Genomic DNA, 11972 nt, shown 5'->3' with positions numbered 1-11972 from the left:
TTAAAGTGTAAATTCAAGAATTTAAGAAAACAGGATTCTCCACGTCCTAAGCAAAGAATGTTGCAAAGCTCTCTAACGCATCCGTAAACGACGGCGAATACCATCGACGCGGGGGCCTAATAGCTTGTCGGCCATTCGAGTCTTCAAAGCTAAGATCATATAGGTGAATCCGCCAAAGGCCGCTACGACGATAATAATGATCATAGACTGCATTTTTGAATCTGAGCTTAAGACCATTTCGCAGCCAAATTTCACAACGAAAGCGATGATTCCCATAATAATCGACATCGCAGTGACTTTCGCGATGGCAGTCATCGTTTCTCGGAATGGGAAGTTCGTAATGACATGGATTCGATCCAACAAGAACATGTTTGCTACTAAAAATCCTGCGAAGGTCGCGACTAATGGACCGTAAGCCTCAAACAGATACGTTAATGGGAATTGTGCGACAGCTTTGACAAAAATGCCGACAGCCAAAAACCAAACGGCTTGCATATTGCCGTCTAACCCCTGAAGCATCGTTGAACAAACCATGAACAGCCCCATCATGATTCCCACCACACAGGAAGCAGCTAGTAGCTGAGAGCCAAGTACATTCGGCCAGTAGAACAATGTATTCAACGGATAAGCCAAGACAATCATCCCCACCGTTGCAGGCATCATCACAAAGAAAAGCAGTTGAATATTATTCGTTACCAATCTTGCTAGTCCCTGATGATCCTTTTTCGTGAAGCGTTCTGTAATCAGCGGCAGTCCGGCCGTTGCCATCGCTGTACCGAGAGCGATCACGACCATGGTTAATTTATCCGGATTGGCTGAGATCAAAGCAAACAGGTCGGCATTTTCCGCAGCGGAGTTATCTGTCACGATTGACATGATTTTCTCAAAGGAATATTGATCGATCAGTTTGAAAATACTGATCGCACTGCCGACGATAATAAATGGGACCGCCTGCTGGATCATTTGAAGGATTAGCTGACGCCCAGAAAAAGTAATTTGATTGTTGCTTTCTTTAATTAATTCACGAAAGGCTGAACGCTCCTTAAGCAGCGAGAACAGCAGCACGCCCATCGCAAAAGCGACACCGATAAAGGCCGCAAAGGTTGAATGAACAACAGCTGTCTTATAGCTGCCGTTGTTGATCTGCATGATTATGAAGGCAGATGCTAACATGTAGCAGACCCGCGCGATTTGCTCGATGATTTGAGAAATAGCGTACGGCTTCATATTGTTGTTTCCTTGGAAGAAACCGCGCATCACACTCATCGCAGGGAAAATCAACAAGACCACACTCAGGGAACGCATCACAGGAACTAAATCAGCGTTTCCTTGCGAAAGATAGGGGGCTCCTATAAACATAATAGCCGCACAGATTATTCCGCCGACAGTCATTAGCCGCATCGTGTAGAACAGCAGCTTTTTACTTAATCCGTATTCATTCATCGAATTATAACGGGCAGTCTGTTTGGCGACCGCCGCCGGAATTCCAGCGGTAGAAATCATTAAGAAAAGGGCGTAAACATTATAGCCCTTTGTATAGAGATAATTGGCCTCTAGTCCATGAGGCTGCATCCAAGCAATCCAAGGAATAACATAGACTGCACCTAGCAATCGGGAAAAAATATTGCCGATCGTCAGCCAAGCGGTACTTTGCACCATTCGTTCCTGAGCGCTTGCCTGTTTTTTCGGAATGGCTGCAGTGGCGGCTGCTTCGATAGGTTCTGCTTCAGTTGCCTGTACAGCTTCTTTTTTACGTTCTTTTTTAGGCGGTACGACCGCTTCGGTATTATGATAACGAGCCATCCGTGAAGGGGTTTCCTTCAACTCGTTTTCGTGTTTAGTTTTATCAGTCATATAAACCAGCTTTCTGCAACAGTATCCACCATATTTTACCTGTTCTTTCCTCCAGTTACAATCCTGTCCGGCAATCTTTAAGATTTAGGGTTGAAGCTGTTGATATGATTTGCGAAGCTTTCGATATTTCGAGTTTGAATATAGACCGACCCACGGCCATGAAACTCATTTACGACGCCTTCGCCGGTTTTGAATCCGAACGTGCCGGATGCCACCTTAATCTGGTAATCTAATGAACTGCTCCAAGCGATGACGTGCTGATTATCGATGATCGCCGGCGCATTGCCGTCCAGCTCGATTTTCTCGATGTCGCCAAAAGCAGACACCAAAATCTGACCGCTGCCGGTGGTCTCCATAACAAACAGTCCGCCGGTTCCTCCCAGCAAGGCTCCCGAAAGCTTTTGACGCTTCATTTGATAATTCACCTGTTCTTCGCTGGCGAGAAAAGCGCCAGTGTTCAGCCGCCAATGTTCAGCTCCGACATCCAAAGCAAAGATTTTTCCCGGAGCAGAAGGAGCGATCGCGATCATGGCGTCATCAGAATGTGCAGTGGCTGTGCTGATAAAGAAGCTTTCGCCGCTAGTTACTGAGCGGCCTAAGGCACTTAGCGCGCCGCCGAGTCCTTTCTTGCCATTTGTGTTCATTTGTCCTTCTAATTCTATTTCACCGAGCTCATAGACCATAGCTCCTGGTTCGATTCGTAATTGTTCGCCACGTTGTAAATAGACCTTCGCGATAGGCGCAAAGGTACTGTTTGATAGCTCAAAGTTCATTTTTTTAAACCCCTTTCAATTATACCTGTCAAAATTATATCATTTTACGTATCTTTTCTGTGTATTTTTGATAAAATTGTAAAAAGGGAAACGTGGAGGAGAATCTATGGAAATTTTAGCTTTTGAACACGTGCAGTTTGTTCGCCAGCAGACGAAGCTTTTACAGAATATCGATTGGCGCATCCAGGCTGGTGAGGATTGGGCGATTTTAGGGTTGAACGGTGCAGGGAAGAGCTTGATGCTGAATATGATCTCAGGAAACTTATGGCCCTCCAGCGGGAAGCTGACTGTTTTAGGGGAAGTGTTTGGCCGTACATCGATTCCTGACCTGACCAAACGGATCGGTTGGGTGAGTCAATCCTTACAGGAACGAATTCATCGAGAAGAACAAGCCGAGTGGATCGTGCTTTCCGGAAAATTTGCCAGCATCGGTATTTATCAAGAATATACGGAAGCCGAACTGGAGGAGGCGAAGCAGCTCTTATCTTCATTGGGAGCGGAAAAGCTGATTGGCAAAGTATATCAGGTCTTGTCTCAAGGAGAAAAGCAGCTTGTGCTGATCGCCCGAGCCTTGATGGCAAAGCCTGAGCTGTTGATCCTAGATGAACCATGCAACGGGTTGGATTTATTTGCCCGAGAGGATCTATTGTCGCGCATCAAAAAGATGAAGGAAGCCTCTGATGCACCAAGTCTGCTGTATGTGACGCACCATACCGAAGAAATCCTGCCATTGTTGAATCATGTCCTGATGATCCGGGATGGGAAAATATTCAAGCAGGGGCGAAGAGACGCGCTGCTAAAAGAAGAAATTTTGAATGAGTTTTACCAACGGCCGATCGAGCTTCACGAAATGAACGATGATCGCTTGATGGTGATACCCAAATAGAACGGACTCCTCATTTCGAGGGGTCTTTTTTGATGTTTGAAAATTATTGATAAAAATATCGCAAAAGAAATAAATGGCTTTACTTCTAATACAGCTACAAGCAATAGCGAAATAAATATCCCCTCGAATCTATCTAGTCATTTTTTAGATAAATATTGTATATTCATCACAGGAAATACCATTTTTTAAAAATAATTATCCTTATCTCGTTGAATAATGTTATGATAATTTTAAAATATATTATAAAAGGAGTAATTTATGGCGAAGAGAAGTATTTATTTGTTTTCAACCATGATTTTAGGCTTTTCGATGGTACCCAGTACTGCTTGGGCAGATGAAACGATCGACCTTGCTGCGACTAATAGTTCAATTGAACTAGTCCAGAGCTCTGACAGCAGTCCAGCAGCCTCTATTACAGAGGAGTCAGAAGCGGAAGAGGTACCAGTTGTTGAGGAAACGGCGGAGATGGATGCAGTGGAGCCAGAGCCGGTGTCTCAAACGCCAGTGGCGCCCATTGAAACTATGGAGGCAGTAGAAGAAGATAAGGAAAGTAAGGAAGCTTCAGCAATCGATCAGGAATCAAAGGATGAAAGTGTATCAGAAGAGACGAGTACGAACGACGAAGCAACTGCTGAAGTTTTGACCACGCCCACAGCTAAAACGGCGCTGAAAAATGACCATGATGGGAAAATCGTCGATCACAGCAAAGCAGTCACTGATGAAAATACGAAGGTTCCTGACGACTATGAATTCATGCCGAATTTCGCGAATGTGAAGGAGCACGTGGTCGGAGGGACGCAAAATTATACAAGCGACGGCTATTCCTATGTGTTTGATTTAGATTCGGAAAAACCCAATACGATTACTGTCACCTATAAAAACGTTGGTACTTATAAGGGCAAGATCATTGATATGCGAATCACGGTCAAGGGCTGGACAGCTTTGGCAGGAAGGCAGGTTCTGTATATCAACAAAGAGAATGGAATCACCATGAAGGGGATCAAAGATGTGCTGTTGAATTATTCTTTCTTAGATGCTCTTACAGCCACTCCAGTAAAACTGTCAGGCTTTTTCAATTTTACAGACATTGATTTTGAGCAAAGCATTGATTTATTCAACAACAATAATATCCAACATTTTTATGTGACGAAAAACAATCAGCTGTATTATAAGATCTATAATGAGTATATAAAAATCGGTGAGATCAACAATCAAAGTACCAATAATTTTGACATGCGCTATTGGCTGGCCTTTACCTACAAAAATGTCTCAAATTTTGATGTCCGATACAATCAAGAATATGAGACGGATGCCGTTTTTAATTACTCCTTTAAGCTGCCCTTCGCTATGGGAGGGATTTTTGGCGCTGTTGATCCAACGATTCCCCTCGATGTAGAAATGCCTGATGAGCCCAATCCAGCTGGGAACGGGAATCAAGCAGCAGAAACAGCAGCAAGCGGTCCAACAGAGGAAAAGAACAAGCTGCCAGAAGCGATACCAATCATTCATAAACCAGTGCAGCAGAAGCAACTTTCAGCAGTCTCGGTTAAACAGACCACATTGCCAAAAACCAACGAACAGATTGGGTCAATTTTGTCTCTTGTCGGTGGTGCCTGTCTCATTCTTTCCACCGCACTTTTCTTAAATAGAAAAAAAGCTTAGCAAAAAGCCTGCTGAAAATAATTTTTCAGCAGGCTTTCCCTCTAACGTAATACACTTTCGGGGATAACCGCTAGATAGTGATCGACTGAAGCTAATAATTCAGTCATTTTCTGCGCATCAAAAGGAGAGGAAAGGTGTCCCAATTGGACTGTCTCCAAAAAGGTCTTACTGCCGCCAACCTGACAAATCGCCAGATAATCTCTCCAGGCTGTGGGGTCCTTTTCAAGCACACTGCGTGCCCAAAATTGTAAGGCGCATACTTGTGCTAAGGTGTAATCAATGTAATAGAAGGGCACTTCAAAAATGTGTCCTTGACGGTACCAGTAGATTCCGCGAGCTAATGCCTCAGACTCTTGATAATTTCGTTCTGGACAATACATCTGCTCCAGCTGACGCCAGCGGTTTTTGCGTTCGGCCGGCGACCAATCAGGATGCAGATAAACCTCTTCCTGGTAATGATCGACCAAGGCGCCGTAGGGTAAAAATTGCAGGGCACTGCTTAAATGGGCAAATTTGTATTTTTCACTGTCTGAGCCAAAAAAGGTGTCCATCCAAGGCCACGTGAAAAATTCCATGCTCATGGAATGGATCTCAGCGGTATCAGAAGTTGGAAAGACCAGCTCCGGTTCTTCGATCCAACGCGATAAATAGCTTTGAAAGGCATGACCTGTTTCATGCGTCAAGACATCGATATCATCCGCCGTGCCGTTGAAATTAGCGAAGATAAAGGGCAGCTGAACATCGTCGATAAACTCGCAGTAGCCGCCGTTTTGTTTGCCGGGGCGACTGGTCAAATCCAGCAGCTTTTGCTTTGCCATGGTATCGAAAAAGGCACCCGTCTCTTCGGATAATTCATGGTACATCGTTTGTGCTTTTTGGATCAGCTCTTCTGCATTTCCTTGCGGACGCGGATTCCCATTTGGGTAAACCAGCGGCAAATCATAATGGGTCAGTGATTCTACACCTAGTCGTTCCTTTTGTCGTTGGTAAAGCTTTTGGTTGATCGGTACGACCTCATCCACGATAAACTGGCGAAAGGCTTGCAGCTGATGGCGATCGTAGCCCCAGCGATTCATTAAGCGATCGCCATAGTCCACATAATTGTGGAAGCCCAGCTTTTGTGCCTGTTGGTGGCGAATCTTGACCAGCTGATCGAAAATGGTGTCCAGCTCTTGTTCATGTGCAACGAAAAAATCTTCGTAAGCCTGCTGGGCGGCTTTGCGCGTTTCTCGATCAGGAACGGTAAAAAATGCGGACAATTCGGAGAGCGTGCGTGTCTTTCCGTCAAACGCGATCTCAGCTGTGGCGATTAAAAGAGTATATTGGCTGATCGCTTCATTTTCATGCTGCTTCAATTCAATGACAGAGTCGTCTAAAAGCCGCAGCTGATCCTCCGCAAAAAGAAAAAGCGTCTCAGGAAAGTCTGCCTCCAATTGCGAACGGAATGGCGATGCCAGCAGACTTCTATAAAACTGATTATGGATCTGCTTAACCAAGGGTTCCTGCTGATCCCAAAAATCGTTTTCCGTGCGGTAAAAGGAGTCATTGTTATTGAGCGAATAGCGAATATAGGATAATTTCATATTTTTAAACATGTTGCTGCGTAAATGATTCAGCTCTTTCAAGGCTTGCTTGGCTTCTGAATAATCAGCCGCTTCAGAGAACTGAGTAGTCACTTTATTGAAGATCGCTTCATAGCGAGCAAGATCTGGACGTTCGTAAGGAAAATCTGAAAAAATCATGGTAGGCCTCCTAGAATAAAAGATTTCAGACTATTATAACAAAAAAACTGCCAGCAGGACGCTGACAGTTTTTTCCTGTTTTAAGAGTTCATCATTAATTCTTCGTTCAATAATCCATCGATCGGTGTGTACGGCATGTCAAGATCTTTGGCTACAGCTTCGATCGTCAGCTTGCCATTATAGGTATTGACTCCGCGGCGAAGAGCTAAGTTGTCCTTTAATAAGTCTTCTAGCGGGTTGTTCGCTAATAAGTTCGCATAGCTCATTGTGCTGTTGCTTAAAGCATAGGTAGCTGTTTGCGGAACGGCACCTGGCATATTGGCTACCGCATAGTGAACAACGCCTTCTTTCACATAAGTCGGTTCATCGTGAGTCGTTACCCGATCTTCTGTTTCAAAGATTCCGCCTTGGTCAATAGCTACATCGACGATGACTGAGTGATCAGGGATCGTTGCAACCATTTCCTTCGTAACTAAAGTAGGTGCTTTGTGCCCTGGAATCAAGACCGCCCCGATAACTAAATCAGCTGTTTTTAGGCATTCTTGGATATTGAAGCTATTTGACATCATTGTTTGAACACTGTTGCCGAAGATGATATCTAGTTCCTTCAGACGAGGAACGCTGACATCCAAGATCGTTACATTCGCGCCTAATCCTAAGGCTAGTTTCGCAGCGTTCAATCCAACCACACCGCCGCCGATAACAACGACATTGCCTCGACGTACGCCTGGTACACCAGATAGCAAGATTCCTTTGCCGCCGTTGACGCGTTCTAAGTAGTTGGCACCGATTTGAGCCGCCATGCGGCCAGCGATTTCACTCATTGGAGCAAGTAATGGCAATGTATTGTCTGCCGGTTGTACATTTTCATAAGCGATAGCATTTACACCGCTGTTGACTAAAGCTTCAGTTAAAGGTTTGTTTGCTGCTAAGTGCAGATACGTGAATAATAATAATCCTTTACGGAAATACTGATACTCTTCAGGAAGCGGCTCCTTTACTTTCATGACCATGTCAGCTGCCCAAACTTCAGCAGCGTCGTTGATGATGGTAGCACCTGCGGCAGCATACTCTTCATCAGTGATCGCAGAACCTTTGCCGGCATCTTTTTCTACTAATACTTGATGACCACGATTTGTCAGATCAAATACTCCAGATGGGGGAAGGGCAACACGGTTTTCATTGTTCTTGATTTCTTTTGGAATTCCAATAATCATTTGACACACTCCTTCTTAACTATTCGTATACGAAGTGGATTCGCTTACAAAATAATTGTACAGGATTTCAGAACAATTTCAACTAAGAATTCGCAAAGTATTCAATGGCGATGAACAATTGTGAGCAAATGAAATCCTTTACATTTTTTAATAGTAGCCTGTATATGCTTAGCAAGTTCTTATTGTGTGTGCAGACTGTCAAAAATTATTATTTTTATAATGATAAATAAAATATTTGCGAAAACAGCAGGAACTAGCGATAATGGGTACAAGGATACTAAGGAGCGAAGTCACTATGCCGGAAAAACAACGAATTGATTTATTGAAAGAGCAAGTCAGCTTCCTTGAAGCACGCTTGACTCGCTATGAAGAATTATTGCACGGACCGATACTAAAGCGGATCATTTTCGGGGGAGGCCGCAGAGCCAAACTCAGCATCGTTGAAATTGTGATTGCTTTGATCGTGTTACTATATACACTTTTTAGAATGGAATTAAGCGCTATTTTCGCTGTAATTGTCTTTCTTGCACTAGTGGTCATTTCATTTTCAGCAGTTCAGTTAAATGTCATACGTAAAAAGAATGGGAAAGAGAAGTATCAAAGGATGATTGACAGCCTGACAGCAGAGAAGGCTTCGATGGATAAAGAAATAGCTCGACTAAAAGAAGGACTTGAGTAATGTTACTCAAGTCCTTCTTCAATTAATTTTGCGGTGAACTGGTTGTTTTCTAATACGATTTTATCAATCAGCTGTTGAATCTTAGTTATTGAGTGCATGCTAGGACAGAGCTCAACGGCGATGATCGGAGTTTTACAGCTTGGAACATCGAAGGTAGAAGTACTGATCACCACATCGTATTCTTCAAAAACTTCTAGATAGCTCTGATTATGTAATTGATTGACATTGATTTGATGAATCGCATAATTTCCTTTAATTGAAAGACGCAAAAGCTCAGACAATAAGCTTTCCTGCATTTTTGAATCGCTGGAAACAATCAGCAGATTGACCGGCTTAGCGAGCTGCTTCATACCGTTCAAGCAGCTGGGAACCGCCGCGATAATTTGATACACATAGTTATCGATAAACTCGGAGGACTTAAAAAGATCATACTCATCCGTGAATTTAATCACTAAATTACGCAGCTGATGAACACTGTGAGCATGAAAGGTATCTAAAAGGTACAAGCATTCTTTTTTTCGATCCTGCAGCACACTGATAAATTCCTTTGTCTTTGCATGAAAAAGATGCTGGTTGACCAAAATCGTTGCCAGCTGCTCCTTTTTTCGTTCACTCAAGGGAGTGATGAGCATCTTACTCAGCCTTTCCGCTAGTATGAAATGTGTCTCAAAATGATACGCCAAAGAATGGTTGGTTTGGAGCGCTCGATCTATTTGTTCGTCTCCTAGTAAAAATAAATCAGAATAGAGCAGCCAAAAGCTGTCCTTCATGACATCTTCAGAATATAAAAGGTCCAATTCCTCCATCAAATAGTAATCGAAGTTATCGATGGCCTGTTGGCTGGGAGAAGTGACCGCTGTTGATTTCAACATTTCAATGGGGATGAAGTGTTCATTTGAATTGCGAACCAAGCTGATAAAAAAGGTAAGACTCAAGCGATTGTACTGGGCCAGGGATACCTCCAATTTATTATTGGCGATCATCGATCGAATGATCTCATCTCCGAATTGAAAGAATTCAGAGCTGAAGGGGGTACTTTCCCGTTCTGCTTTCTTTTCTGAGAAATACAGGAAAAACAAATGCCGGATCGCCACTTCATTTCCGGCTAAGCGGTAGGGCCGACGCAAAATGGTCATTTTCCAGCCTGCCAGAACGGTTTGTAGATTTATCATAAAGGCCTGGGCCGTACTCAAGCTGCAAAAGAGCCGCTTTGAAAGCTCGATTAAGGAATAGCAGTCTTCATAAAAGATCACCTCTAATATTTTAAAGGCCATCGAATTTGTAAGCATCGTTGAAATGAATACATCTAAGGTGGCATTATCCTTTAATTCTAACGAATACAAACTATTTTCGTTGTTAATTTTATAATAATCACTCTGTTTATTAATGGCGCGTATGTCGCTTAGCAAGATGGGGAGTGTACATTGAATCGTTGTCATCAGCTCCTCGCTTGAACGAGGGTGTGGAGAGTAATAAAGTAATTCGATTAGCTGCAATTGACGCTGACTATCTCGTTTAAGTAGACGGCGTAAGTTCATTATATAGTTCCTTTCGTGACGGGAGTGGATCAAACTCGTTAATAAATTCTTGGATCCGTTTAATATCTTTTGCAGTAGGGTAAGCATTGATCGCAATCAGCGGGCAGGCAGATTCTAGATCTGTCATAGTCACATTGGTAACAATCAGATCGTAGGCCTTCGTTAATTTAGTCAGCTGCTCCTGCAAAATAAAGGGTGTTTCAAAATAGTCATAGTTCACTGTCCCGTTGATGTGGGCAGGCAAAATCGATTGCCAGAACCGCTCGTGAGAGGTCGAAGCATCCGATAGCAAGAGAACCTTGATGGGCTTGTCCAATTCAGCCAGCCGTTGAAAAATATTATCTACTATCGTAATCAAGCAGCAGATATAAATTGGGATAAAGGCTTCTTTTCTCTGAGGGATCAAAAAGTCACTGACGACCCTTCGAAGCTTACTAAGTTCCCGACTGTATTTTTTGTCCACTAGGTTCAAAAGCATCCTATTCGGCTCCTGCAGAATTTCTATTGAACGCTTATCGGGAAAATAGCAAAAGAGTTCATTGCCTAACAGGCGCATCGTTTCCACCATCTCAGCCTGTGAAAGAGGAGAGGCCAGCAGATCGTTGATACTTTCTAATAAGAAATGATGGGTTTCATAAAAACTTGCCAGCTGCTTATTCTTTTTATGAGCAATGGATTGCTGGGAGTGGTTCAAAATCAACTGATGACTGAACAAAGGCCATAGACACTCTCTTAATTCCTTTTCTGTAAAGTCGATCGTACTTTCTTGCCGGATGAATCGAACCAGTCTGGGAAGCTGCTCTATTGTTGGAATGAGTAAGCCACTATCAACAGGGAGTCCTTCAAGCGTATAGCCATTATCTAGACGGCGCAGGGCAATCAGGAAGCTGTGCATCAGTTGAAAATGGATATTCATATTGTTTGTGACATTGTTCTCTGTCAAAATTTGGCGAATCAGCTGATCGACAGCACTCACCAATCTACGAGAAAATTTATAATTGGTGAATGGCACACGCGCTTCTTTAAAGAATTTATAATAAAAGCCCCGGATCACCAGCTCGTCTCCTTCAATATGCAGGGGACGATTAAGGACCGAGATCCCCCATTTCACTACGCGCTCTCTAATAGCGATCAGATAGCGCTGCATATTGGAAAAACTGCAGTTTAGTTCTTTGGCTGCCGGCTGGATGCCCGTGTGCTCTTCAAAGAAAAGAGATTCAAAGATTTCAAATTCCAAATTTCTGCGAAGCATGTAAGAGTAGACGACATCGAGCGTCGCGTGCTCCTCAAATTCAATGGAATAGAGTCCATCACTTTTTTTTATTTGAAATGGCAGGTTCTCCCCATTTAGGAAGCCGATATCGTTAAGCAGTATCGGCAGCGAGCATTTCATCATGGCCCTTAAATCTTTCGAAGCGATATAGTCCTTTGCGTAATAGAGCTCCTCGATAATACGCAGCCTTCTGCTCGTTTCTTTTTTCATTAACCCTCGTAAATTCATCAGTAAAACTCCTTGAACATTTTTTTATTTAATATAATGTTCAAAGAATGGTAAAACAAGCCTGAAAACCTTAATTTACTATCATTTTTGTTATTTAACAAATTATCATTAAGAATTATT

9 protein-coding genes are annotated in these 11972 nt (G+C 43.1%); 3 read left to right on the top strand and 6 right to left on the bottom strand.

Annotated features, from left to right (window positions below; all coding sequences use genetic code 11):
* Nucleotides 1–72 precede the first annotated feature (72 nt).
* Together JZO85_RS09710 and JZO85_RS09705 are read right to left on the bottom strand one after the other, a co-directional pair.
* Nucleotides 73–1854, bottom strand: a complete 1782-nt coding sequence (locus JZO85_RS09710; protein WP_207108312.1) for a putative polysaccharide biosynthesis protein — start codon at nt 1852–1854, stop codon at nt 73–75.
* A 77-nt stretch (nt 1855–1931) separates the two neighbouring features.
* Entirely contained in the window at nt 1932–2627 is a 696-nt protein-coding gene (locus JZO85_RS09705; protein WP_207108311.1) for a TIGR00266 family protein, read from the bottom strand.
* 106 nt (nt 2628–2733) lie between these two features.
* On the opposite strand from JZO85_RS09705, the gene JZO85_RS09700 reads away from it, so the two are divergent.
* A complete protein-coding gene (locus tag JZO85_RS09700; RefSeq protein ID WP_207108310.1) occupies nt 2734–3513 on the top strand; it encodes an ABC transporter ATP-binding protein in 780 nt (259 codons plus the stop codon).
* A gap of 258 nt (nt 3514–3771) precedes the next feature.
* The gene (locus tag JZO85_RS09695) at nt 3772–5175 is read left to right on the top strand and encodes an LPXTG cell wall anchor domain-containing protein (protein ID WP_207108309.1); all 1404 of its coding nucleotides are present in this window, start codon (nt 3772–3774) and stop codon (nt 5173–5175) included.
* Nucleotides 5176–5216: 41 nt separating this feature from the next.
* Here JZO85_RS09695 and JZO85_RS09690 read toward each other — a convergent pair whose 3' ends face one another.
* Both JZO85_RS09690 and ald read right to left on the bottom strand, forming a co-directional pair.
* Nucleotides 5217–6917: a M3 family oligoendopeptidase gene (locus JZO85_RS09690; protein ID WP_207108308.1), complete on the bottom strand. Its 1701-nt coding sequence runs from the start codon at nt 6915–6917 to the stop codon at nt 5217–5219.
* 80 nt (nt 6918–6997) lie between these two features.
* Entirely contained in the window at nt 6998–8134 is a 1137-nt protein-coding gene (ald, locus tag JZO85_RS09685; RefSeq protein WP_207108307.1) for an alanine dehydrogenase, read from the bottom strand.
* Nucleotides 8135–8429: 295 nt separating this feature from the next.
* Here ald and JZO85_RS09680 point away from each other — a divergent pair, with 295 nt between their 5' ends.
* Nucleotides 8430–8813: a hypothetical protein gene (locus JZO85_RS09680; protein WP_207108306.1), complete on the top strand. Its 384-nt coding sequence runs from the start codon at nt 8430–8432 to the stop codon at nt 8811–8813.
* A 2-nt stretch (nt 8814–8815) separates the two neighbouring features.
* Here the strand turns inward: JZO85_RS09680 and JZO85_RS09675 are convergent, their stop codons facing one another.
* The gene (locus JZO85_RS09675) at nt 8816–10351 is read right to left on the bottom strand and encodes an AcpB/EbpR/MafR family transcriptional regulator (RefSeq protein WP_207108305.1); all 1536 of its coding nucleotides are present in this window, start codon (nt 10349–10351) and stop codon (nt 8816–8818) included.
* Complete coding sequence (locus tag JZO85_RS09670; protein WP_207108304.1) at nt 10329–11852, bottom strand: AcpB/EbpR/MafR family transcriptional regulator; 1524 nt, start codon at nt 11850–11852, stop codon at nt 10329–10331. Before JZO85_RS09670 ends, JZO85_RS09675 begins: the two co-directional genes overlap by 23 nt.
* Nucleotides 11853–11972 lie beyond the last annotated feature (120 nt).

The sequence above is a fragment of the Candidatus Enterococcus murrayae genome (genome assembly GCF_017315985.1).
GTDB classification, from domain to species: Bacteria; Bacillota; Bacilli; order Lactobacillales; family Enterococcaceae; genus Enterococcus_A; species Enterococcus_A murrayae.
The sequence above is the reverse complement of the archived record's forward strand: the minus strand, read 5'-3'. Positions and strand labels throughout refer to the sequence as shown.